20 protein-coding genes and 1 pseudogene are annotated in these 24753 nt (G+C 66.2%); 7 read left to right on the top strand and 14 right to left on the bottom strand.

All coding sequences use genetic code 11. The annotated features are described in order from the left end of the window. Positions 1-169 precede the first annotated feature (169 nt). A pseudogene (locus QN347_RS00050) lies at positions 170-703 on the bottom strand (tyrosine-type recombinase/integrase); the annotation flags it as partial. Positions 704-1179: 476 nt separating this feature from the next. On the opposite strand from QN347_RS00050, the gene QN347_RS00055 reads away from it, so the two are divergent. After that, positions 1180-1473 carry an Arm DNA-binding domain-containing protein gene (locus QN347_RS00055; protein WP_322164075.1) on the top strand — a complete coding sequence of 98 codons (294 nt, stop codon included), beginning with the start codon at positions 1180-1182 and terminating at the stop codon, positions 1471-1473. A gap of 250 nt (positions 1474-1723) precedes the next feature. Here QN347_RS00055 and QN347_RS00060 read toward each other — a convergent pair whose 3' ends face one another. From QN347_RS00060 to QN347_RS00075, 4 genes are all read right to left on the bottom strand, one after another. Next, positions 1724-4534: an MHYT domain-containing protein gene (locus tag QN347_RS00060; RefSeq protein WP_322164074.1), complete on the bottom strand. Its 2811-nt coding sequence runs from the start codon at positions 4532-4534 to the stop codon at positions 1724-1726. Positions 4535-4987: 453 nt separating this feature from the next. After that, positions 4988-6865, bottom strand: coding sequence for an ABC transporter ATP-binding protein (locus QN347_RS00065; RefSeq protein ID WP_322164073.1), 1878 nt, complete (start codon positions 6863-6865; stop codon positions 4988-4990). Positions 6866-7166: 301 nt separating this feature from the next. Next, complete coding sequence (locus tag QN347_RS00070) at positions 7167-8552, bottom strand: DUF1501 domain-containing protein (protein ID WP_322164072.1); 1386 nt, start codon at positions 8550-8552, stop codon at positions 7167-7169. 1 nt (position 8553) lies between these two features. Continuing rightward, positions 8554-10005 (bottom strand): DUF1800 domain-containing protein, encoded by a 1452-nt coding sequence (locus tag QN347_RS00075; RefSeq protein WP_323493938.1) that lies wholly within the window; start codon positions 10003-10005, stop codon positions 8554-8556. On the opposite strand from QN347_RS00075, the gene QN347_RS00080 reads away from it, so the two are divergent. Next, a complete protein-coding gene (locus QN347_RS00080) occupies positions 9998-10483 on the top strand; it encodes a hypothetical protein (protein WP_323493939.1) in 486 nt (161 codons plus the stop codon). The two genes, QN347_RS00075 and QN347_RS00080, sit on opposite strands and share 8 nt — an antisense overlap. 107 nt (positions 10484-10590) lie before the next feature. On the opposite strand, the gene QN347_RS00085 is transcribed toward QN347_RS00080, so the two are convergent. From QN347_RS00085 to QN347_RS00095, 3 genes are all read right to left on the bottom strand, one after another. Then, entirely contained in the window at positions 10591-11217 is a 627-nt protein-coding gene (locus QN347_RS00085; protein WP_322164070.1) for a general stress protein, read from the bottom strand. A gap of 23 nt (positions 11218-11240) precedes the next feature. Then, a complete protein-coding gene (locus QN347_RS00090; protein ID WP_322164069.1) occupies positions 11241-11549 on the bottom strand; it encodes a hypothetical protein in 309 nt (102 codons plus the stop codon). 84 nt (positions 11550-11633) lie between these two features. Further along, a complete protein-coding gene (locus QN347_RS00095; RefSeq protein ID WP_189677354.1) occupies positions 11634-11903 on the bottom strand; it encodes a GlsB/YeaQ/YmgE family stress response membrane protein in 270 nt (89 codons plus the stop codon). Between the two features lie 169 nt (positions 11904-12072). On the opposite strand from QN347_RS00095, the gene QN347_RS00100 reads away from it, so the two are divergent. Together QN347_RS00100 and QN347_RS00105 are read left to right on the top strand one after the other, a co-directional pair. Further along, positions 12073-13548 (top strand): PAS domain S-box protein, encoded by a 1476-nt coding sequence (locus tag QN347_RS00100; protein ID WP_322164067.1) that lies wholly within the window; start codon positions 12073-12075, stop codon positions 13546-13548. A 52-nt stretch (positions 13549-13600) separates the two neighbouring features. Beyond that, positions 13601-13993 (top strand): DUF1622 domain-containing protein, encoded by a 393-nt coding sequence (locus QN347_RS00105; RefSeq protein ID WP_322164066.1) that lies wholly within the window; start codon positions 13601-13603, stop codon positions 13991-13993. A gap of 145 nt (positions 13994-14138) precedes the next feature. Here the strand turns inward: QN347_RS00105 and QN347_RS00110 are convergent, their stop codons facing one another. From QN347_RS00110 to QN347_RS00130, 5 genes are all read right to left on the bottom strand, one after another. Next, positions 14139-14801 carry a TenA family protein gene (locus QN347_RS00110; protein ID WP_322164065.1) on the bottom strand — a complete coding sequence of 221 codons (663 nt, stop codon included), beginning with the start codon at positions 14799-14801 and terminating at the stop codon, positions 14139-14141. 260 nt (positions 14802-15061) lie between these two features. Next, positions 15062-16126, bottom strand: a complete 1065-nt coding sequence (locus tag QN347_RS00115) for an acyl-CoA dehydrogenase family protein (protein ID WP_322164064.1) — start codon at positions 16124-16126, stop codon at positions 15062-15064. Next, positions 16119-17081 carry a glycosyltransferase gene (locus tag QN347_RS00120; protein WP_322164063.1) on the bottom strand — a complete coding sequence of 321 codons (963 nt, stop codon included), beginning with the start codon at positions 17079-17081 and terminating at the stop codon, positions 16119-16121. The genes QN347_RS00115 and QN347_RS00120 overlap by 8 nt, the downstream gene beginning before the upstream one ends. Continuing rightward, entirely contained in the window at positions 17078-18289 is a 1212-nt protein-coding gene (locus QN347_RS00125) for a bifunctional PIG-L family deacetylase/class I SAM-dependent methyltransferase (protein WP_322164062.1), read from the bottom strand. Before QN347_RS00125 ends, QN347_RS00120 begins: the two co-directional genes overlap by 4 nt. Beyond that, positions 18286-19221, bottom strand: a complete 936-nt coding sequence (locus tag QN347_RS00130) for a glycosyltransferase family 2 protein (RefSeq protein ID WP_322164061.1) — start codon at positions 19219-19221, stop codon at positions 18286-18288. Before QN347_RS00130 ends, QN347_RS00125 begins: the two co-directional genes overlap by 4 nt. Before the next feature lie 345 nt (positions 19222-19566). Between QN347_RS00130 and QN347_RS00135 the strand changes: the two genes are divergently transcribed. The 3 genes from QN347_RS00135 to QN347_RS00145 are packed head-to-tail and all read left to right on the top strand — an operon-like array spanning position 19567 to position 23671. After that, on the top strand, positions 19567-21606 hold the full coding sequence (locus QN347_RS00135) for an HAD-IIB family hydrolase (protein WP_323493940.1): 2040 nt from the start codon (positions 19567-19569) through the stop codon (positions 21604-21606). Further along, the gene (locus QN347_RS00140) at positions 21603-22763 is read left to right on the top strand and encodes a glycosyltransferase (RefSeq protein ID WP_322164059.1); all 1161 of its coding nucleotides are present in this window, start codon (positions 21603-21605) and stop codon (positions 22761-22763) included. The genes QN347_RS00135 and QN347_RS00140 overlap by 4 nt, the downstream gene beginning before the upstream one ends. Next, complete coding sequence (locus QN347_RS00145; protein WP_322164058.1) at positions 22760-23671, top strand: galactosyltransferase-related protein; 912 nt, start codon at positions 22760-22762, stop codon at positions 23669-23671. The genes QN347_RS00140 and QN347_RS00145 overlap by 4 nt, the downstream gene beginning before the upstream one ends. Here the strand turns inward: QN347_RS00145 and QN347_RS00150 are convergent. Then, on the bottom strand, positions 23605-24750 hold the full coding sequence (locus tag QN347_RS00150) for a glycosyltransferase (RefSeq protein WP_322164057.1): 1146 nt from the start codon (positions 24748-24750) through the stop codon (positions 23605-23607). The two genes, QN347_RS00145 and QN347_RS00150, sit on opposite strands and share 67 nt — an antisense overlap. Positions 24751-24753: the final 3 nt, after the last annotated feature.

Raw genomic sequence — 24753 nt, forward strand, 5'->3', positions numbered from 1 at the left:
CGCCACTATCGTGTTGGGACAGCTCGAGCGTTCCACGCAAACTTGGCTATAGTTTTCCGCGGACCAAACGGACAGCCTAGAGCCGAAACTGCGCCAAAAAGGGGTCATGAACAGACGGCGAGTTTTGAGGAGCGGATAGGGCCTTCTCACTCTCGGATACTGGGTCCGCTCAGACCTCAGTGCGTTCGGCCAGTTCCAAAGCGTCCTCCACGTCAACGCCCAAGTAGCGCACCGTGCTGTCGATCTTGGCATGGCCAAGAAGGATCTGAACGGCGCGGAGGTCGCCAGTCGCCTTGTAGATGATCGATGCTTTCGTGCGCCGAAGCGAGTGCGTCCCGCAATCCTGAGCCGGAAGGCCGATGCCGACCACCCACTCGTGCACGAGACGGGCATATTGCCGCGTGCTCACGTGGGCCATGTAGTCGTTTGGGCTCGGGAAGACGAAGTCGTTCAGTGTCCCGCCGCGTCGCTCCAACCATGCCCGCATCGTCTTTCGTGCCGTGTCCATCAGCTCGAACTGGACCGGTCGTTTGGTCTTCTGCTGAACCACGACGGCGCGGTCACGGACGCGCCCGCCGGAAACCACATCCCCGATCCGCACCCTGACCACATCACAGCCGCGCAGCTTGCTATCGATGGCGAAGTCGAACTTCGCTCTGTCGCGCAGTCGGCTATGCTGGTCGAGCCAGAAGCGAATGGCCCAAGCGCCTGCGATGTGGTCCTGCCGTTTGCTTACCTACGGAGGTGAAATCGACAATCTCTGGATCACTTCGTTGAGAGAGTGTGAACGAACGGCCGTTTACGCATTTCCCCGTCCGAAAGTGGACAGGCTGTTTTCACCACGTTCCGCCGTTCGACCGGCTGTAGCGCGTGGTGGCCCTGAGCAAGGGGGATGGGATTGAAACCTTTCCCTCAAAGCTGGAAGGAGCGCGGGGCAGGGGGTCAAACTGAAACCAAAAGAGAATGTCGCACTCGGCTCGTGCGCCTCCCCGCAACCACACCCACATACCAAACCGTCTCAGGGTACCCCGAGGCGGTTTTTTTGTGCCTGCTTTCCGTGGCTTGTCGCCAATTCGTCGCCGCTTGCTGCGCGCTATTGGGTGCCTTTTTGAACGATGATGTCGAGTTTCTTGGGATATTTTGAGGATCCAACGCTGCATCCACGCATGAGATATCTCCATGGCGCTCAGCGCCAGCCTCTATGCGTTCGTCTGCCCGAACCGCTCGAAGCTCTGGCGATTTACGTATCGGTTCGACAATGACAAGAACCTGCTGTCGCCCGGTCGCTATCCGAGGCTTGGCCTCGCGGTTTCGTGGCATCGCCGCGGGGGAGCCAAGCTGGCATTGCAGCAGGGCCGGGACCGGCGCGCTCAGCTGGTGCCGGTTTCGTGGACACCAGGATACAGAAGGTTTTGGAACCGCACGGTGAAATGCGGCAGCGCAAGTTCGCGCGCAAATTCCAGCGCGAGGTGACGAAATCTACCCGCGATCGGCGGCGGCGGTCACATTGGCCGCGCATGACCTGGCTCTGTACGAGAACGTCCGGCGCAAACCCGTCGGCGAAGCCGAAGCCCATCCCCCGTCGGTAATCCCTGACACCGGCCAGATGAAGCCCGAACAGCAGGACGCAGTCAGTTAGGCGCAAAACAGGAGCGAGACAAGTGGCCGGGGTTGCGCAGCTTCGGGACCACGTGGATGTCGTCCCGGGGCCGCGCCGCCCGTTTCAGTTTCTCAACTGGCTCAAGGCCGCTGCCAGGTCGTCCCTACGGAACGGTTTCGTCAGCCGCGGAAGGGTGGCGTCGATCCCGGCTGTCTCCGCGTAGCCCGACACGATGAGCACGGGGCGCTCGGGGGACAGGTCGCGCACGGCGTAGGCGAGGTCGGTGCCGGTCATCCCCGGCATCAGATGGTCGGTCACGAGCACATCGAATCGAACGCCCGCGCCGATCAACCGCATCGCTCCCTCGCCCGAGCTTGCCTCGATGACGTGATATCCCAGATCGACCAGCATGTCCGCGGTGGTCATGCGCACCAAATCCTCGTCATCGACGACCAGTGCAGTGCCGGTGGCGACGTGCGAAACGATCTTTTCGACGGCCATCTCTACTGGTGTTTCCCCGGCGCTCACCGGTAGCCACAGCTCGACGGTCGTGCCGACGCCGGTCTGACTGTGCAGCGTGAGCGCGCCGCCGAGCTGCGAGGCCAGTCCGTGGACCATCGACAAGCCCAGGCCGGTCCCTTTGCCCACGCCCTTGGTGGAAAAGAATGGCTCGGTCGCGCGCGCGAGCGTTGCTTCGTCCATTCCGGATCCGGTGTCCGAGATTGCAATGCAGAGATAGCGGTCGGGGTTGAGACCAGAGCGGTGGCCTTGCCCAATGGCCGCGGTGCTCGCCGACAGGCGCAACGTGCCGCCATCGGGCATCGCGTCGCGCGCGTTGACCGAGAGGTTTAGGATGGCCATTTCGAGCTGGTTATGGTCGGCGCGCGCGCAGGGTAGGTCGGCGCCTGCGTCGATCACCACATGGACCTGGGGGCCGGTGGTGCTCGATATGAGCTCGCCCATGCCGCTCACGAGCTTGCCGATGTCGACCGCCACGGGTTGGAGCGGCTGACGCCGCGCAAACGCCAACAATCGCTGAACGAGGATCTTCGCGCGTTCCGCCGATTGCATGGCGCCCGCGATCAGACGCTGCTCGCGTTCCCCGCCGACGCCCTTGCGCTGGAGCAGGTCCAAGCTGCCGATGATCGGCGTGAGCAGGTTGTTGAAATCATGCGCCACGCCGCCGGTCAGCTGACCCATGCTTTCCATCTTCTGGCTCTGGCGCAGCGCCTCCTGCACTTCCTCGCGGTCTTTGAGCGCCGTCGCTATGCGGGCTTCCAGCGTCGCGTTGAGCTCGCGCAGCGCTTCCTCGGCCCGCTTACGCCCCGTAATCTCGACCACCGTGCCCGCGACGCGGAGGCAGCGCCCCGTTTCGTCGAAGACGCCGCGACCCTTGGCGGCGATCCAGCGAACGATCCCGTCCTCCTTGCCGACCGTGCGATACTCCACGTCGTAGAGCGCGCGCTGGCCGGGATCGATCGCCGCCGTGAACGCGACGGCGGTCGGTTCGCGATCTTCGGGGTGCAGGCCTTCGTAAAAGTCCGTCAGCGTGACCGGAACGTCGGGTGAGATGCCGAACATCGCCTTGGTGCGCGGCGGCCAGACCAAGGCGTCGTTGACGACGTCCAGATCCCAGAAGCCGATCTCGGCATTGTCGACCGCGAGCCGCAGGCGCTCCTCGCTTTCCCGCAGCCGCGCCTCCGCGCCGATCCGCCCGACATGCGCCCAGCACCGCTCGACCACCTCCTTGACGAGCAGGATTTCGTTTGCGGTCCAATCGCGCGCGTGGTCCTGATGCACCGCCATTATAGCCGAAAGCCGACCGTCGCCGCCGATCAGCGGGCAGCAGATGATCGCGTCGATCGAGATGCCCTGGAACATCTCGCGCCCACCGCCGGGCTCAAGTTCGCGGGCGATATCGCGCAAGACGACCGCCTCCCCGGCGCGAAGGTTCTGCGATGCGCGGGGCCCGAACAGGTCGAGACTGTATGCCCCGACCGAACTTTCCTGTCCCGGCGCGGTATAGTCGCTCCGGATCCAGAACCGGTCGCCGTCGCGATCGACGTCGGCATAGGCGCAGCGCGATGCGCTCAGCTTGCGTCCGAGCAATTCCGAGGCGGCGCTCATCGCATGCCACGCGTCTGACGACCGGAGCAGCCGGTCGTTGAGCTCGCTGAAGAAGTGCAGGCGTTCCTCGCGCTCGGCGCTTGTCCGCAAGAGGTGCTCGACCCAAACCGCCGCGAGGCCGAGCAGCAGAACGAACAGCGTGACCAAGCCGATCGCGGTCGCCAGGTACGCCTGTCCCAGGCTCGCAAGCCCGTTCGCCTCGCCGACGCCGCGCGACCGCGTGAACGTCGCCGCGTACATCCCCACGTAATGCATTCCGGCGATGGCGAACCCCATGACGACCGAGGCTCCCGCGCGGCCGCCCGATCGCTGATCGCGACCCGCCAGCCAGACGGCCAATGTCGCCGCGACGATCGCGATCGCAACGGAAACGGCAACCCAGCGCGCGTCGTAGCGCAGCGTCGCGGGCATGCGCATCGCCGCCATTCCGAGATAGTGCATCGAAGCAACGCCAGTGCCGATCAACAGGCCCGCCGCAAGCATTCTGGCAACCGACGCGCGCTGCCAATCGACGATCGCCAGGCCCGCGCCGGTGAACCCGATCGCGAGACATAGCGAGAGCAGCGTCGGGGCGAGCTCGTAGCGCATCAACATGCCGGGCATGCTGAATGCGAGCATCGCGACGAAGTGCATCGACCAGATTCCGCCCCCCAGCGCAGCCGCAGCCGCCGCGAGCCAAGCGGCGCGGGAACGGCCGCTCGAGCGCCGGATCCGGCTCGCGAGGCTGAGCGCGGTGAACGATCCGATAATCGCGATCACGATCGACAGGGAGACGAGATATGGGTCGTGAACCCCGGTCATGGTCATGACGCGACATTTCCACAGAGAACTGACGTTCGCAACTCCGGCGCGGCCGCGCGCAGCGGATGTGCGTGAGGAGGGTCGCATGGGTCGCCCGGCGCGCCCCGATGTGACGCGGCTAACGTAGCGTAACGCCGACCGAAACCGAACCGCGCCTGCAAAACGAGAAACCTAACTGGCCAAGAAAGATCAAGTCGCCGTGGTTTCTCGATAAAACCCGCAGAGGAGGAAACGCATTTCGGGAGTGCGCATTCGGCAACCGCCGCCGTGGGGCGCAGTCACGAACGGGAAGGCTGTGCTGTCGGAGTCGGACGAGCCGTTCGGCACTGTCGCCCGCAACGCAATTTCGATCGCCCGCGTGAGGGAGGAGGACATAGGCCGCCGCGCCCCATTCAGCGCATAAGGTTCAAGGTGCCGCCAACGCGGAGGGCCGGGTACTGGAATTCGGGCAGGTGCCCGTCACCGATAGCCCGCGGCCTGGAGTTCGAACAACTCGGCATAGCGGCCGCCGGCAGCGAGCAGATCGCCATGGGTTCCGGATGCCTCGACACGACCGTTGCTGAGGACGAGGATCCGATCCGCCATTCGCACGCTGGAGAAGCGGTGCGAGATCAGCACGGCCGAGCGTCCGGCGCTCAACTCGCGGAACCGTTGGAACACCTCATATTCCGCTCGCGCATCAAGCGCCGCCGTGGGCTCGTCGAGAATCAACACCTGGGCGTCGCGCATATAGGCGCGGGCGATCGCCATCTTCTGCCACTCGCCGCCCGACAGGTCGACGCCGCCCTGGAACCGCCTGCCGATCATCTGGTCATAGCCGTTCGGCAGGTTGGCGACCACACCGTCGGCGAGCGCGGCGGATGCCGCAGCCTCGATCCGCGCGCGATCGCCCCGCGCTTCGATGCGGCCGACCGCGATGTTATCGGTGGCGGGCAGATTATAGCGGACGAAGTCCTGGAAGATCACGCCGATCGCGGCGCGCAGGCCGTCGAGGTCGTAGTCGCGCAGGTCGCGTCCATCGAGCAGGACGCGGCCCTCGACAGGATCATAGAGCCGCGAGAGCAGCTTCACGAGGGTGGTCTTGCCAGCCCCGTTCTCGCCGACCAACGCCAGCACCTCGCCGGGCGCTAACGTGAACGACAGATGCCGCACCGCCCATCGTTCGGCACCCGCATAGCGGAAGCCCACATCCTCGAAGACGAAGCCTTGCCGGACGGGATCGGGGAACGGCAGCGCTCCTGCGGGCGAGCGGATGCCCGGCTCCGTCCGCAAGAAGGAGAACAGGTCGTCGATGTACAATGCCTGCCCAGCGGTCGAGGAAAAGCCGGTGAGCAAGTTTTCCAATAGCCCACGAAGCCGCAGGAACGAGGCGGCGAGGAAGGTGAGGTCACCGATCGTGATGACCCCGCTCACCGCGCGCCAGGCGATGTAGGCGTAGGCGGCGTAATAGGCGATCGTGCCGAGGGCTGCGAAGCCGGATCCCCAGACTGCGCGGCGCAGCGCCAACCGCCTGCTCGCCTGGTAGGTGTCGCGTGAGATGGTGCGATACCGGTCGATCAGGAACGGGCTGAGGCCGAAGATCTTGACCTCCTTGGCCGTGTCCGCGCTTGCCGCGACCTGTCGGACATAATCGAGCTCGCGGCGTTGCGGCGTGCGGACGTAGCTGAGCGCGTAACTCAGCGCGTTGAAGTGCGCCTCGCCGAGGAACGAGGGTATCAGGGCGATGGCGAGCAGGACGATCAGCCACGGCGCATAGACGACCAGGCCGGCGGCGAAGCTCAATACCGTGACGATGTCTTGTACCTGTCCGAACAGCTGCCCCATCAGCGACATGCGCCCGCTCGCCTGCATGCGCGCGCGATCCATGCGGTCCTGGAAGGCGGCGTCTTCAAAGTCGGCGAGATCGAGGGTGGCGGCGTGCTCCATCAGCCGTACGCTCGCGTCGTTGCTGACACGGTCGGAAAGCAGCCCGTCGACCAGCGAGACGGCCCGGCCGAGGAGATCGGAGGCGACCGCCAGAGCGAACTCGACCAGGAGCAGCAGCTCGAGCCGGCCGAGCAGACCGGAGCCCAGCCAAGCCGCGAGGCTATCGGGGGGAACCGCGAGGTGACTTAAGTGCACGACCTCGTCGATGATGAGCTTGCCGACAAACAGCGTCGCCACCGGTAGCAACGCACGCACCAGCCGTACGGCGACGGTCGTGGCGGTCAGCTGCCAACTGCTGTCCCACACCATGGCAAGGAACGGGGGCAGGTTGCGCAGCGCACCCAGCCGCTCGCGCCAGCTGGTAGGCCGGGGCGGAACACCGCCACGACCCTGTCTAACGCCGAGAGCCATTCAACCGTTCCGAGACGACATGCTGGCCGCTTCGTACCGGGGTCGGGAAGGGGATAACGTCATCTGCATACCCACCCGATACACAATCGGTACCTGGGTTGGCAGGGGTACTCGATGTTTCCCTCTCGATGCTGCGAGCAGTTCGATCCTAGCCGAGCGGCACCGACACCTGTTCGTCGAAGAGACCGACGTGCGCGAACGATGAATGCGTGCCTAAAGTTGGCGCGAAAATGCAGTTGGGAGAGACGGCTTGTGGGTCAATTGGCAGGGATTCGCTCCACGATGACGTCTTACGCTGAAATCAGACGAAACCGAGATTCCAGGACGACGGATTGTAATTGCCGATGTTCGGCAACACCGTCGGCATGGCGCCGGCCGACACGCCGAACCAGCTCGCGAGTGTCGCGGCATATTGATCGACCGAGATTGTCGGCAGCAAGCGGCCTTGCCCGACATCGTCGGCGGTGCCGTTGCCGATCGCCGGCGGGGTGCCGTAGATCTTCCGGCCGTTGACCGCGCCGCCCATGACGAAGTGCATCGACCCCCAGCCATGATCGGCACCGCTGGTGTTCGACACGAGCGTGCGGCCGAAATCGCTCGCGGTGAAGGCGGTCACTTGGTTGGACACGCCCAGCGCGACGGTCGTGTCGTAGAACGCGCGCATCGCATCGGCGACGAGCCCGATCTGTGTCGGATGCGCGGTGGCGAGGTTCTGGTGCATGTCGAAGCCGCCGAGCGAAACGAAGAACACTTGCCGTTTGGCGCTCAGCGTTTGCGACACCGAGATCATCTGCGCGACGATGCGCAATTGCAGCGCGAGCGAGTTGGTCGTCGGAAAGAGCGGGAAGTTCGCCGCGGGTGCGCTCGCCAGCGCGCTCGAGACCTGGCTGTAGAGGTTGAGCGCCCGCGCGCTGACCTTGCCGTGTTCGTTCGCGAGGATGTTCCCCGAGGACGCGGTCATCAGCGTGCGCAGCGTCGACGCGGCGGTGGTCGAGCCGTAGAGGCTCGTCGCATTGTTGATCAGCGCGGTCGGGCCACCCGTGCCGATCGCATATTGGATCGCCTGTTTGCCGGCGAGGTATACCGCGTTGCCGCTGGCGTTGATGCACGTCAGCGTCGCGGTGCCGTTGCCGCTTTCGAACAGATCGCCCATCCGTCCGCCCCAGCCCGAGGTCGCGCCTTCGGGGCTCGATGCCTGGAAATAGCTTTGCTGGTCGTTGTGGCTGAACAATTTCGGCGGCAGCCGGACCGAGGCGGCGCTGTACTGCGCCTTGGTCGTCGGCTGGACGAGCGTGCCGACGTTGAGCGCGACCGCCATCTTGCCGGCGTTGAACACCGGGAGCAGCGACCCCATCGTCGGCGCCATCGCATATTGCCGCCCGCCGAGGCTATTGGTCGGGCTGAGCGCGGTCGCCGCGAGCGCATCGCGGGCGTGCGCGATGTTCGATCGCTGCGCCTGATAGAGTGCGTAGCTCTCCGCGTCGTAGGGCGGCAGCGTGTTGGCGTAATCGTTGCCGCCGTACAGGAAGATGCAGACCAGCGCCTTGTAATCGCCCGCCGTCGCCGCCGCGGCCTCGCCGATCGCGCCTAGGCTGGTCACGAAGGGCGTCGCAACGCCCGCCAGCCCCAATTGCGCCGACCGGCGAAGGAATGCGCGCCGTGACTCATCGTGATCGAAAACGCTCATGTCACTTCACCGTCAGATAATCGGGCGACGCAAGCGCCAGGAGGATCGCGATCTGAACACGGGTGCTCGCTCCGTTGGTCGCGCTCGCCGCGACGCTATCCACCGCGCTCTTGATCGAAGCGATGGTGGTCGCCGACAATTGCCCCGCCGCCAGCACCGTGTTGACCTCGTCGACCAGCGCTGCGCTATCCGATGCCTTGGTCAGGATATCGGTATAGTCGGCCTTCACGTCGCCGATCCCGCTGGCGACGAGCGTCTGCATGAAATTGACATAGGCGACGACGGACTGTTCGTTGGTGATCTGGAACTCGGGCGCAACGAGCCCGGCGGTGGCGATCGCGGTGTCGGGCGGGGTGTAGCCGGGGCGGAACCAGTTGAAGACCGTCTGGCTGCGCCCCATCGACTGGCCGAGCCGTGTCGTCGTGCTCGACGTGTCGCCGATCGCCCAGGCGGCAGACGGCGATGTGACACCATAAGCGCGCGCCCAGCTCGTCAATCGCAGCACGGGCTCGCGCAATTTGCCCGCGGCGGTCGCGCTCAGCGTGGCGTCGCTGCGCGCCTCGGTATCGAGCAGGATCGCGCGGAGCACCGCTTGCATGTCGCCGCGCACGCCCTTGCCGTTGTCGGCGAACACTCCCGCCACGCGCCCGATATAGCCCGGCGAGGGATTGCTCGTGACCAATCGCTGGATAAGCTGCTTCGAGACGAAGGGCGGTACGTTGGGATGCGCGAAGATCGTGTCGAGCGCGGTGTTGACCGCCGCCACGCCGCCACCCGACACGCTGGTGCCGAGAAAGCTGGCGCTCCCGGTCTCGTTGAGCGCCGCGTTCATCACCAGCGGGGCTCGGTAGACATCGGGCGTGGTCGTGCTGCTCGAGGCGAGCGAGAGGCCGGTGAACACGCGCGCGAGGCCCGAGACGTCGGCTTGGGTATAGGTCTCGAGCGGGGCACCGTTTGCGGTCTTAATGCTGCCGTCCATGTTGAGCTGGTAGAGCCCCAGCGTGAACAGCTGCATCAGCTCGCGTGCGTAATTCTCGTCGGGCTGCGATCCCGTCGTCGCATTGGCCTTGCGGTTGCCGAGGAAGGTGAGGAACGATCCCATCGCGGGATTGGTGGTGATCGCGCCAAGGATTTGGCGATACGTGCTGAAGGCGTTGTCGAGCAGCACGTCGACATAGGCGGCCGTCGCAAACGCCTTCCAGTTGACGTTCACCCCGTCGATGCCGACCACCAGGATGTCGAGCAGCGCCATGCCGACGCGCTGGCGCAGCTGGTCGGGGTCGGAAATCATCCCGCGCCACATCGTCGGATCGAAGCCGGTTTGGCTATTGATGTTGGCGGCGGCGTTGTAGCCGTTTGCGACCAGCCAGTCCCAATGCGTCGTCGTCCGGGCTCGCGCGAACTGTGCAGTCAACCAGCCATCGAAACCGGTCGATACGACCTCGGTGATCATGCCGCGCGTTGCACCCATCGTTGATTGCGCTAGAAAGCGGCTCGCCTGGCTGGACGTGATTGCTTGCGCCACCACGATCGGGGGCGGCGGGCTGCTGCTGGATGCGCTGGAGCTGCCATCGCCGCCACACGCCGCCAGCGCGACGGCGGGGGTCAGCGCGCCGATCGCCTTGAGGATAGACGATCGATCGATGCCACCTGAGTCGAAATCAGCATCCGCGACGCAAACGTCGCTAGGGCGCGGCAACAACACGGTGTCCGAAATTCGCATTACCATCACCCCACCACGACTTTTCTTTGCGCCTGGAATGCTGGTTCGCGCAAGTGCCATGCGCTCGAAAGATCATGACAGGCCTAACGGCGGTTGTGGCGCAACGTCACTCGATCTCGACTGCGCGATGAAACGAAAAACGTCATATTTGATCGCGGGTCAGAGGCCGAGGCAAGGCAGACCAGCTTCAAACGCCCCAACAGGGTGAGGGGGCGGACTGGTAGCGGGACGCTGCTCAGCACGACCGAGAGGACATGCCTGGGGCTTGGCGCTGCAAGTACAGTCCGTCCCGTAGAGGACGGACCGTCTGCGCGATCAGAGGCTCGACGTGTTGCCGTAGCGCGCGCGCTCGGCCGCAACGTCGTCGTCGGTGTAGGCGGGCGCCGTGTCGTCGAAGCTGTTCCAGCCCGACTGGCGATAGGCGGCGCCGCGCGCGGTGGCCTCGACCGACTTGTTGCGCTCGAGCACCGCCTCGGCATCGGCTGCGAGCGCATCATCAACTCGAGCGCTGACCAAGGTGCCGCCGCGGCGTACGCCCTCGGAATAGACGTTTGCCTCTTCGTCGGTATGGCCCGCTTCCTTCAGCGCCCCGACGACCCCACCGGTTGCTGCGCCGCCGGCCGCGCCGATCCCAGCGCCGACCGCAGTGGACGCGAGCCAGCCCGCCGCCACGATCGGACCCAGGCCTGGGATTGCGAGCAGACCGAGGCCAGCGAGCAAGCCGCCCGCGCCGCCCAGCAGCGCGCCGGTCGAGGCGCCACGCGTCACGTCACCGTCGTCATTGACGTCGTCGATGCCGGTCGTGCCGTCACGGTCGGTATGGTCGCGCGAGTTGGCCATGATGCTGAGGTCGTCGTGCGGGACGCCGAGCCGTTCGAGTTCGTTCACCGCGTTGGTCGCGTCGGCATAGCTATCAAACAGGCGGGTGATGGTCTTGGTCATGATGTCTCTCCTGAAGGTGTCGCTTAGCGGGTTGTAACGTTGCCCTTATAGTCGAGCCCGACTTGCACCCGCTTGCCATGGCGCATCGCCACGCCGCGCCAGACGCCGTCGCGGTCCTTCGCCAGCTTCGAGACTCCGGCATAGCCAGCCTTAGCGATCCGACCGCGGGCCTGCGCTTCGGTGAATGAATTGCTGCCGCTTGCCGGGGTCGCGACTTGACCGACGTCGCTGTCCTTGATGGCTGGGTTGTGCGATCCGGGATGCCCGGACTGCGCGAGCGCGATCGACGACAATGCCGCGACTGCGGCGGCGGCGAAAATGATACGCTTCACGATTGCTCTCCTGTGATCGGTGCCGACTGCACCGCGATCCTAAAAATGCCGCGGCGATCCGGAGCCGGATCGCCGCGTTGTCCCTCAGCGAACGGTGCCGCGACGAAGAAGGTTGACGATCGCAAGCAACACGACCGCGCCGAGCAGCGACACCAGAATCGACTGGATATTGATCGCGCCATCCATGATCGACGCGCCGCCGATGAGCGGGGTGATGATGAACCCGGCGAGCAGCGCGCCGACGATCCCGACGACGACGTTGAGGATGATCCCCTGTTGGCCGTCGGTCCGCATGATCATGCTGGCAACCCAGCCGATGAGACCGCCGACGACGAGAAGAATGATAAGGTTCATAGGTAAAGCCCTCCAGTTTTGGTAAGGCGACTAAAACCAAGGGGAAGGCGTCGATGTTCCGGTTCCGCCTTCCGCGGCCTCCGCTCGACTTGGTTGTTTCGCATCAGCACGATTGGTAGATTGCCGGGCCTGCGAGGGAACTTGCAGCGCTGTCTTGCGCTTCGACACGATGATCTCTCGCACAAATCGCCCCGTTCACGGTCCCACGCTCCATCATCTCGAGCAGTTGATGGAAAGTCTGCTCGCTGGCGTCATTCTGATGGACCCGACCGGCGTCATCCTCGGCGCCAATGCCGCAGCGCTGGAGATGCACGGCATCGACCGGGTCGAGGATCTGGGCGGGACGGCGGACGATTATGCGCAGCGCTTCTGCCTGCGCTACCGCGACCAGCGCCGCCTGCCGCGCCGCGAATATCCGCTCGTGCGCTTGCTCGCGGGCGAGAGCTTCCCCGACCTGATCGTCGAGGTCGCGCCGCTCGGCAGCAACACGCCGCGCTGGGTCCATCAAGTGCGCGACGTCGCGATGGACGACGATGGCGGCGAACCCGACTGCCTGGCGCTGGTCATCCACGACGTGTCGGAGCGCTTCGACGCAGAGGACCGCTTCGAGGCGATGTTCCAGGCCAATCCCGCACCCGCGATCATCGTCCGCGTGTCGGACCAGCGCTATGTCCGCGCCAATCAGGGCTTTCTCGATCTCGGCGGCTATCATCGCGGCGACATCGTCGGTCGCAGCCTGTTCGAGCTCGACCTGCTGGCCAACGTCGATCGGCGCGACCACGTCAAGGACTGCGTCGCGGCGGGCAAGGTCATCCCGCAGCTCGAGGCCGAGCTGCCGCTCGCCGACGGATCGACCAAGCTCGTCATCCTTGCCGGCCAGCCGATCGAGGTCGAAAACGATCCGTGCCTGCTGTTCACCTTCGCCGATCTTGAGCCGCGCCGCCGGGCGGAGCGAGCACTGGAGACCAGCGAGCAACACTTCGCGACGGTCTTCGACATGGCGCCCGTCGCGATGGTGGTGACCAAGGGCGACGACTATCGCATCATCAACGTGAATGACGCGTTCCGGCGCCTGACCGGCTATTCCGGGCACGATGCCATCGGCAGGGTCGCGGACGATCTGCAGCTCTGGAACGACGCCGCCCAGCGCGAGGGGCTGGAGGCGGAGATCGTGTCGCGCAGCGGCTTTCGCGGGCATGACGTCCGCGTGATCGGCAAGGACGGCGCGCCGGTCGACTGCATCGTCTCGGCCGAACGGATCAGCGTGCGCAGCGACGAGTGCGTGCTCTGGCTCTACCAGGACATCAGCGCCCGCCGGCGAAGCGAGCTGGAACTGGTCGAGGCGATCGAGGCGGTGATGAAGGACGCCAATTGGCTCAGTCGCTCGATCATGGACAAGCTGGCGACGCTCCGCGGCCCGCGCGGTGCAGCACTGGTGCGCAAGGATGCTGCCGAAATCAGCCCACGCGAGCGAGAGGTGCTCGAACTGATCTGCCAGGGCGTCGACGATAGCGGCATCGCGGAAAAGCTCGCGCTGTCGCGCAACACGGTGCGCAACCATGTGGCGCGGCTGTACGCGAAGATCGGCGTCAACCGCCGCAGTGCGGCGATCGTCTGGGCACGCGAACGGGGCATCGAAGGGTGAGCGCGACGCGGTCTTTCGAAAGGCGCGACCTGAACCCGCGCGGAGGTATGGGATGAACACCGCAGGGGCGCACGCCTTCGTCGATCAGCTCGCCAAGCTGCTCGAACTCGTCGGGGTCGGAATCATCATCGGCGGGGTCGCGCTGGCGGCGGTCGTGTTCGTGCGATCGGGATTGCGCAGTGGCCAGTGGCAGGCCGCCTATCAGGACTGCAGGTCCAACCTCGGTCGCGGCATCCTGCTCGGGCTCGAGTTGCTGGTCGGGGCGGACATCATCTCGACGATTACCGCACCGCTCACCGTCCAGAGCGTCGCGCTGCTCGGCGGCATCATCGTGATCCGGACCTTTCTCAGCTTCTCGCTCGAGACCGAGATCGAAGGCTGCTGGCCTTGGCAGCGCGCCGGCCGCAACCGGAGCGAACGGGAGGGGCCTACCTCGCCCGGCTAAGCACTTTGGCGGGTCGATTTCGCACGCAGCGAACCGTAGAACAGCAGAATACGCGGCCGAGCGCTGGCAGATGGTCGGGGTCAGCGAACAGATTCAGACGGGGTGCAGGGGGTATCGACGACAAGGGGCGGGCGTCATCGAGATCCTATATCGGCCAGTCGAGCTGCCGATAGGCCGAGTCCCAGAACATCCATTCGTAGCGGGTGGCCGTGCGAAAAGCCTTGGCCATTGCCGCGCGGACCGATGGCGGCGCAAGGCTTGCGGCGTGGTCCACCAACGCGCTGACCCGACGCGTTGCTTCGCCGAACCCGGGGTCGGCATAGGTGGTGATCCACGCCTCGTACGGATTGGGCGATCTGGCGATCGATTTGATCGCGCATCCAACCTCCCAATACACCGAAAAGCACGGCAGGATCCCGGCGATCAGTTCCTCGTAGCTCCGCGTGGCAGCGAGGCTCGCAAGGTAGCCGGTATAGCCGAGACAGACCGGGCTGGGCTCGCTCATGGCCACCATTGCGGGGGTGATATCGAAGTGTTCGAAGAAGGTCTGGTGCAGGATTTCCTCGACCTGCACCGCAACCTTGGCGCCGTCGGAAAATTCGAGCCGAGCCGCAGCACTGGGCGCGCGCGCCGCGGCGATCGCCAGGACGCGTGCGTACTCGGCCAGATACAGGCTGTCCTGCACGATGTAATGCCGAAAGCTGTCGGGCGCGAGCGATCCGTCGGCGAGTTCTGCAAGGAACGGCTGCGCGAGGATGGACTGTCGCAGCGGGGCAACGTCTTCCCATACCGCTTCGCAGAAGCTCATCGTAGAATCCTCCCTGAAAGTCTTGCAATCGCCATGCAGGCTGACGCGCCCGCCGTCACTCGCCGATTGCGGCAGCAAACCGAGGTGCGCCGTGACATTCCCGTCATAGCGCAGATTCGTATTGAGTTGCGGACCGCGGCTAGTGCACGCCTGGCAAGGCTGCCTCGAGTCCGTCATCGAACTTTGTCGGCTGGTCTCTCGGAGGGCACCGTGACCGGTATCCCGACCGCGCCGAGGCCCGGCCGGCAGCTCGATTTTGGCTAAACGACGAACCAATCCGCCGTCGCGACGCGTAGTTTCCCGTCGAGATCGGCCTGGCGGAGATACAGGCGAAGATCGCGCGACAGCCGACCGATCTCGCTGCCGCGGCGATGCATCGCGGTGCCGTTGATGCGCTCGACCAACGCCAGCAGGCGCGTTGCGGCTTGCTCGATCGCTTCGCGCGCGAACAAGGTGGTCGCTACCGCCTCGCCCGGGGGCGCTTGCGGGGTTTCCACCGCGAGGCAGGCGGCGCGGGCCCACAATGCGGCGCCCTTCGCCTCCATCGCAAGATGCCCGAGCCGATGCGCGGCGAGCGGGTCGCCGCGACTGCCTGTCCGGTTCACCTGGCGGGAGGTCAAGCGCGCCAATCGCTCCATCGCGCCGGCATAGCAGGCGCACAACCGCCACACTCCGCCGTTGAAATCGGGCTCGATGAACAGCGCATCGACCGCGCCGAGGCAGTCTGCCGGCCCCGCCGGGAGCCCCGTACACTCGAACCGGCCCGACTGGCTGCCGACCATGCCGTCGACGTCCCAATCGAGGATTTCGCCGCGCGCGGGATCGGTGGCGTCGGTCAGCACCATCCGCAGCCCATCGGCGACACGCGCGGTGACGATGGCGAGCGTCACGTCGCCGAGCCCCGAGGCGAACGTCTTGACCCCCGTCAGCAGCCCGTCGCCGTCGATGCTGACCGGCTGATCGCGCTCCGCACCCCAGACGCCGAGGATCGCGCCCGCGACGACCGCATCGCAGACCCGGTCCTGCTGGCTCCGGTCCCCATGGCGCAGGACGAGCTTGATCGCGTTGACATGCCCTTCGTAGATCCGCGCGAGCGGGAGGCTGGCGCCGCCCAGCGTCGCCAACAACGCGAGCATCGGCTCTGCGCCTGGCGCGCTCGTTCCCCAACCGCGGCCACCACGATCCGCCGGTAAGGGCGCCGAGAGCAAACCGGCGTCGGCGAGCAGCGCGAGTTCGCGCGTCGGTCCGCGCTCACCGCGATCGAGCGCTTCGTCGCCAGCGCGGATCGCCGCGAGCAGATCATCGGCCAATATCGTCTCAGGCATTCGAGGCTATCCAGTCGCGCAGGCGGTCGATTTCGGCAGGGAGGTCGGCCGGGCGCAGCCGGGGGGCGATATGCGATTTGCGCACGGTCGCCGCCCACGCGGCGCCGAAGGTCGATCGATCCGTCGCATCGGCCCGCCATGTGGCGCGTGCGGCATGACGCGCTCGCCACATCGCAACCAGCGCATCGGCAGGCGCGAGCTGGTCATCGCACAGATAGTCGGCCGCCAGCCGCAGGCGCAACGCGTCGGCCATGCCACCGCCGGCGCGTCCGACCAGGCGTGCCGAGGCCGTGACATGCGGCGCGCGATCGTGGCGGATGCGACCGTCCGCCAGCTCGACCGCGGCAAGCAGCGCGCGGTCTTCGCCGGTCGCCAGCGCGGGCACCCCGCCGACCCGCTCGAGCATCGCGCGGGTTATGCCGAGATTGGCGCCGCAGCGTTGGGCGTGGCGGGGGGCGGGGTCGTGCGCGAGCGGGTCGAAAAGCGGCTCGGCCTCGGCGATCAGGCCGAGATAAGTCCATTCGAGCTCGCCGATCCGCAGCGCGGGGGCGGGGTGGAGCGACAATTCCGACCAGTCCGCGCTGACCCGCCCCGCCACCGCATCGGCGCCACGCGCAAAGGCCGCGCGATGCGCGCGGACCCAGTCGCGATCGGCAACGCAATCGGCATCGGTGGTGAGCACGATCGTGCCAAGCTGCGCAGCCTGCGCCATCGCCATGCGGCGCGCCGCGCCCGCGCCGCGTTCGTGCTCGGCGAAGGCGTGTTCGACGACCTCGACTTGGATTGCGCGCGGCGCGCGCGCGATCTCGGCGGTCACATCGCTGCAATTGTTGGCGACGACGACCGCGACGATCGGCCCGGGATCGTCCTGCGCCGCGAGCGAGTCGAGGCATCGCCCGATCCGGTCGGCTTCATCGTACGCGGGTATCGCAATGGCGACGATATCGCTGATCATACCCGGGCCATGACGTCGATCCTGAGGCGATCGGTGCGTTCGGCGTGGATCCGCGTCCAGCCCGGAAGATGCGCGATCGCGATCTCGGCGGCCATCTCGCCGGTGATGACGGTATCGGTCTCGCCGAGATAGCTGGCCAGGAAGATGCGCGCATCGGGCGTCGCAGACCGCTCGATCGCGGCCATCAGCGCGACAACGCCGTCGAGGCCGAGATAATACAGCATGTCGCTCGCGACGATCAGGTCGAAGCGCGCGTCGGGCATATCCTGTGGCATCGTCCGTTGCTCGAGCACGACATTCGCGCGCGCACCGATGCGATCGCGCGCCGCGCTCAGCGCAGCCTGCGAAGCGTCGGTCGCGAGCAATCGGTCGCACAACGGCGCGAGCTGCTCGGTCAGCGCGCCGTTCGCGCAGCCCAGTTCGAGCGCGGAGCGATACCGGCGCCCGGCCAGCGCGGCGACCGTCCGCTGGAACCGATCGCGTTCATAGGGCTCGCTGTCATAGCGCCACGGGTCGGGCGACTGCGTGAACAGCGAATCGAAATGCGCGGCAGGGATCGCGTCGTTGCTCCGGTCGAGGCGGTCATAAGCGGTCCGCACATATTCGACCGTGGTGAACGCGTCGCAAATGTCGGGCGCGAGCGAAAATCCCGCAACCGGGTCGAGCTGGCTCCGGTGACAGGCGAGGGCTGCCCGCTTGCGCGCGGCGAAATCCCCGACCGCGATGGCGTCATAGCCAGTCGGGTCGAACCGGCGATCGACTCGCTGGCTCACCGGCATCACTTGAAGCACCCGGCCGGTACCCGAGCCGATGATGCGGCTGGCGAGGCCGAACGCGGCCTTGTGATCGGGGTGCCCGTCGGCAGGATCGGTGACGAGAATCGTATCCGGCGCCGCCTCAGCGACAAATGCCGCGAGTGCGGCCATCTGGGGGCGGGGGATCGCGGTGCTCGACAGGCTGCCATCGGGCTGGTCGAGGAAGAGGAGCGGGGGGACATATCCCAGCATCCGCTCGAGCCCGGCCCGGCATTCTTCGCGCCGCAGGCTCGCCAAGGTCGTGGCGTCGCGCCCGGGGTCGGACGCCGCGCCGTCGGTCGCGACGATGACGGCCACCCGCGCACCGGCCTGCGCGGCGCGCGCCATGATCGCCCCCGCGCCCAGGATTTCGTCGTCTGCATGCGGCGCTATGACGAGCAGCGACTGGCTCATGCGAGTTCCGCCACGATGGCGTCGAGCCGGACGCGCGTCGCTGGCGTCAGCGCGATGTCGGTGGCTACGACCAGGGGTTGCGGCAGAGACGCAAACGCAATGCCTAGGTCGGCGAGATCGATCGGGACCGGGGCGGGGGAGGTTCCCGGACGCCAGTCGGCGACCCTCTGCCACAAGGCCGTGCGATCGTCCCTGCGCCGGGCACTCGCATAGCCCGTCGCGGTGGCTGCGGTCAGGCTATCGGGTTGCTCGTATTTGTCGAGCAGGACATCGTCGATGAACCAGATATGCGCGCCCGCCATCAGCGCGCGGTTCCGCAGGTCGCGATCTTCCTCGACGCTCTCGGCATAGCCGCCGATCCGGGTGAAGAGATGACGCCGAAACAGCCCGCTGTTGATCAACACCCAGTCGCCGGGCGGCCCTGCGGAGAATTGCAGATTGGGGAAGAAATCCTCGACCAGCGAAAGCGTGCGGGCGATCCGCGCCGCGCGACCATCCGCCGAAAGGAAGCGATGTGCGGTCAGCACCAAGTCGAGTTCGGCGGGCGCATCCGCGACCTGGCCGCCGCCCGCAAGATGCCAGGGCGCGCAATCGGCAGCGACGAGACCCGAGCGCGCGAGCGTGCGCTGTTGGCGGAGCAGCTTGTCGATATGCGGAATGTCGTCGGAATCGTGGAAGGTGATCGCATCGAACGCAAGCAGCGCAAGCGCGACATTCTTGGCGGCCGCCGTGCCGAGGTTCCGGTCGAGCTTGATGTAGCCGAAGCGGGGGTGGCCGAACCACTGCGCACACGCGGCTTGGGTTTCATCGGTCGATCCATCGTCGATCACGACGACGCTGACGTCGTGCTGCGATTGCGCCAACGCCGCTTCGACGGCACGCACGATCTGATGCGCGCGCTGGTAGGTCGGGATCGCTATGAGACTTTGCATGGGCGACCTGACGCGAGGAAAATGAGAGCGGTCCGAAGGATCCAATCGTGCCCGATTTCGACGATGCCACTCTGCCCAGGTCTTCTGGGTATTTTATTTTCTGCGCGCATTCTCGACCTCCACATAACCGCTGAACGCGTGTCACGGGAATTCGACGCCTCAGGCCGTGAGTGCAGGGCGATGTCATGCGTCGAAATACCCGCCCGCTAAAGAGTAGGAGCCTTCGCGCTGATGCAAATCAATATAAAATCCAGGGCAATTGGGGTTTGCATGCGCAACCACACCATGAACCCTGCGTTAATGGGGTCGGCTCCGGCAGGAGCACCTATCCCTTGACTTGAGGTTTTGCGTCCCTTGTTCATCATGTCGGTTGCCCTTGGCGGGTGCCTTAAAGGCCCGCCCATTGAATTCGGCCTGACCGAAGATACCGGCGGACATATCACCTATGCGCTGGGGGCAGCCCAGGCGTTGGCGCAGCGCGGCGATGTCGACCGGGTCGAGATCGTCACGCGCTTGATCGAAGATGGGATTCTGGGTGCGGCCTATGCGGTCCCGTTCGAGCCGATCACCGAAAAGCTCGCGATCCGTCGCATCGAAACCGCCGATCGGCAATACCTCTGCAAGGGCGCTGCGGCGGCCGATCGTCCCGCTTTCGCCGCGGCGTTGATCGCGCACATCGCGACGCTCGACCGGCGCCCCGATGTGATTCATGCCCATTTCGCCGATGCGGCCGACGTCGCTGCGGCGGTGCGCGATCGTTTCGACATTCCCTTCGTCTACACCGCGCATTCGCTCGGCATCGACAAGGCGAACCATGCGACGGGGCTTAGCGAGGCGATGGCGTCGCGGATCGCCGAGGAGAACCGCGCGATCGCCGCCGCCGATGCGATAATTGCATCGTCGCGCGACGAAGCCGAGCGGCAGCTGATGGCGTATCCCGCGGCGTGCCCCGCAAAGATCCATTGTGTCCCGCCCGGGGCCGGGCTCGCGCATACCACGCCAAGCGATTTGACCCGCGCCCGTGCGTTGATCGCGCCGTTCCTGCGCGATCCCGACAAGCCGATGATCCTCGCGATCGCGCGGCCGGTCGCGAAAAAGAACCTCGGCGGGCTGATCGACCTTTTCGCGGCCGATGCCGGGCTACGCGATCGCGCCAATCTGGTGATTGTCGCGGGTCTGCGCGACGGCCCCCACACGGGCGAGGATGAACAGCGCAGCGTGATCGCGGGCCTGCTGGCCGGACTCGACCGCCACGATCTTTACGGGACGCTGGCGCTGCCCAAGCGGCATACCGCCGACGATGTTGCCGCGCTTTACGCGCTTGCCCGCGAAACGCGGGGCATCTTCGTCAATCCCGCGCTGACCGAACCTTACGGATTGACGCTGACCGAAGCGGCCCTGCACGGGCTGCCGGTGGTGGCGACGTGCCACGGCGGTCCTGCCGACATCGTCGCGCGACTGGGCCACGGCATGGTCGCCGATCCGCGCGATCCCGCGAGCTTCGCGGCTGCGATCACGACATTGCTCGACGACGAGGTGGCATGGGCGCGGGCGTCGAGCGCCGGACGCGTAAATGCGCGGGCGCTCGACTGGCATGGCTATGCGGCGCGGTTCGTCGCGATCGTCGAGGGTCTTGCCACGGTCGCCCCGGCAAAACCGCGCCCCTCGCGGTTATTGCTCTGCGATATCGACAATACGCTGACGGGGTGCACCGTCGGAGCGCTCGGCATGGCGGCGTATCTCGAGGCTGAACCCAATCTCGCCTTCGGTGTCGCGACCGGGCGGTCGCTGCAGGAAGCCGAGCGATTGCTCGGCGAATGGGGGCAACCCGCGCCCGACGTCCTGATCACCTCGGTCGGCGCTGAAATCTACTGGCGTCACGGCGCGCGGCTCGTCGCGGACGCCGACTATGCCGCGCACATCGATCGCGGCTGGGATCCGGCGGCGGTCGATGCGCGCGTCTCGGGTCTTGCAGGCGTCGAGCGCCAGCCGGCGGTCGAGCAACGCCGCCACAAGCGCAGCTATTTCGCCGAGGAGCCCGCGGTGGTCGCTGCCATCCGCAGCGCGGTCGCCGATCTGCCGGTGCGCGTCATCCACAGTCACGGGCGGCTGCTCGACATCGTTCCGACGCGCGCCGGCAAGGGTGCCGCGATGCAATGGACGGCGCTCGCCTTGGGCGTCGCGCCCGATCAGGTCTATGCCGCCGGCGATAGCGGCAACGATCTCGATATGCTCGCGCAGTGCCAGAACGGCATCCTCGTCGCCAATTACAGCACCGAGCTTGCCGAACTGATCGGGCGTCCGACGATCTACCTCGCACGCCGCGCGCATGCCGCCGGCGTCGTCGAAGGTATGCGCGCCTTTGCGATGGCGCGCGCGGCATGACGCGGCCGATCGGCTATTTCGTCCATCATCAGGGGCGCGGCCATGCCGAGCGCGCCGCGGCGATCGTCAATGCCTTGCCCGCTGACCGTCCGGTGGTGCTCTTCTCGGCGCGCGCCGACATCTTCCCGCCGCTTGCTGCGAACGTCACGGTGCGCACGATCCCGTCGCTGTTCGAAGCGGTCGGCGACGAACCGGCCGGTCTGGCAAACGTACCGACGCCCGCGAACCTCCATTGCGCGCCGCTCGGCTGGAAGAGCATCACGCACGCTGTCGCGGTCATCGCTTCGTGGTTCGACACCGCCCAGCCTGCACTGTTCATCACCGACGTATCGGCCGAACTGGCGCAGCTCGCCCGGATCGCATCGGTCCCGTGCATAAGCGTCCTCCAGCACGGCGACCGTAACGATCCGGGGCATATGGCGGCGTATGAATCGGCGCTGGGGATCTTGGCACCCTATGCCCCGTCGCTCGAACAGCCGGGACGGCCGGCGTGGATGCTCGCGAAGACGCACTATGCGCCGGGCGTCGGGGTTGCGGTCGACACGATCGAGCGCGACGCTGCGCGGACTGCGCTTGGCCTGCCGCTCGATGCCGAGATCGTCGTCGTGATCGCCGGGGGCGGGGGTACCGGCACGCCCGCGACCCCGCTCACGCTCGGCGCGCGGGCCGAGCCCGACGTGCTCTGGCTGACGATCGGGTCGGTCGAGCACGAATGGCACGCGACGGCGCCGGGGAACCTCCGGCATCTCGGATGGGTCGATACGCCGGCGCTGTATATCGCGGCGGCGGATCGCGTCGTCTCCTCGGCCGGCAATACCACGGTCCATATGATAGCGGCGGTCGGGCGCCCGTGGATCGTCGTGCCCGAATGGCGCTATTTCGACGAACAGCTGTGGAAAGCGCGGATGCTCGATCACGCCGGCGCGGCGACAATGCTCGAGCATTGGCCGTCGCATGTCGGCGCCTGGACCCGGGCCTGGGCGCACGCTGCGTCGCTCGACCTGTCGCGGCAACGCGCGCTGTACAACGCCAATGCGCCACAGGATGTCGCCGCATGGCTGTCGCGCGTCGCGGAGTCGGCCTGGACGCCGCCCCGGGTCGCGGCATCGCCCGAACTCGCCCCTGTCGATCAGCTCCTTTGTGAAAGCCTGTCATGACCGTCTCGATCTGTACGCTCGCCCATGGTCGCTCGGCGCATTTGGTCAACGTCGTCCGTGCCCTCGATCTGCAGACGCAAACGCCCGACGAGTTGGTGATCGCGGTGATGCAAAGCGAAGCGTATGACTTGCCCGAGACGCGGTTTCCGGTGCGGCAGATCCTGATGGGGGCCGACGGCATCCCGTTGGCATCGGCGCGGAATGCCGCCGCCGAGGCAGCGCACGGTGAGCATCTGATCTTTCTCGACGTCGACTGCATTCCCGAGCCGTCGCTCGTCGCGGACTATGGCACGCAGTTGCGATCGGTCGATGCCGTGCTGATGGGGGAGGTCTTGTACCTGCCGTCGGGCGCCACCGCAGAGGGGCTCGATTTCGACCGGTTCGCCGCGATCGGGGTCAAGCATTCGGACCGGGCGGGGCCACCGGTCGAGGCGCTGGGCGATTGCACCGACTATCGCTGTTTCTGGTCGCTCAACTTCGCGATGCGGCGCGCGACGTTCGTCGCACTCGGCGGCTTCGACGAACGCTATGTCGGTTATGGCGGGGAAGACACCGATTTCGGGCGCGTCGCGATGACCGCGGGCGTGCCGATCAACTGGGTGCGCGGCGCGCGAGTCTATCATCAATACCACCCGCACCACATGCCGCCCGTCCACCATATCGACAGCGTGATCGCCAACGCCGCGCACTTCCGCGACAAATGGGGGCATTTCACGATGGAGCATTGGCTCAAGGCGTTCACGCTGATGGGCTTGATCACGCTGCGCGACGGCGAGCATGTTCGGTTGCGGGAGGTCGGCGAGGACGATCTGGCGCTGACCCGCCAGCAGGCCGACCAGCCCTATGCGAGCACCTCGGTCGTGCTGGCGCAGCTCGAGGCGCGCGCGCCCGCGATCGCGGCGGCATAGGCGGCTTCATACCCGTCGAGCATCGATGTCAGCGAGAACTCGCGTGTCACGCGTTCCCGGCATGCGGCACGCGGAAACGCTCGGGCGCGACCGATAGCCTCGGCAAGTGTCGCCGCGTCGGTCGCGAGCGCGCCGCAATCGCCAACGACTTCGCGCATCGCCCCGCGATCGAGCGCAGCGACGGGGACGCCGCACGCGAGCGCTTCTGCGGCGATCAGGCCGAACGGTTCGTCCCACATCGGGGTCGAGAGCAAGACCGATGCCGCGCCGATCGCATCGACCAACGCCTCACCGCCCAGATGGCCATGATAGACCCGGGCCTCGTCGAGCAGCGGTGCGACGTGATCGGTGAAGTAATCCATGCAGTCGATCGGCCCGATCACGTCCAGGCCTATGCCGGCCAGACGCGCCGCCTCGAGCGCGACTGCGGTGCCCTTGTTCGGCGTTATGCGCCCCGCCCAGACCGCCCGACCGTTGCCGGTCGAGCGGAATTGCCAGCGTGCGGTGTCGATGCCGTTATGGACGACCGAGGCTGTGTCGGGCGGGGTGGTCCACCACGTGGCCAGATGCGCCCGAGACGTGGTCGTCTGAAGCATCCAGGCTGCAATATTGGCCGCGATCGAGTCGGCGAGGCCCGCGAAAGGAGGAACGTGGAGCGACGTCACCATCGGTTTGCGATCGCGCTTGGCGAGGACGTGCAACGTCGGGTGCATCGTGTTGTTGTGAACGATATCGAAGTCCCCTCCGGCGATCTCGTCCCAGGCGTGACCGAAGGCGACGTCTTGGAATGCGGTGAGGTCGCGTGTTCCGTGCCATTGCGCCCACGGCAGCACGGCCTCGTAATGGCGTTCGGCGATGGGGTGAAGCGGCAGCGCGGGGTCGCTGTCGCCGCTGGCGAACAGCGTGACCTCATGGCCGCGTGCGACCAGCGCTGTGACGAGCTGATGACAATGCGCTTCCATGCCGCCCATGAACGGCATTGCAATCGGATGACGAAGATGCGCGATAACGGCGATCCGCAAGGGCGCACGTCCGTGAATGGCGGCATGTTGTGCGTCGATGGGCTCGGAGATGGTCATCAG

The sequence above is a fragment of the Sphingomonas sp. 10B4 genome (genome assembly GCF_035019905.1).
Taxonomy (GTDB): domain Bacteria; phylum Pseudomonadota; class Alphaproteobacteria; order Sphingomonadales; family Sphingomonadaceae; genus Sphingomonas; species Sphingomonas glacialis.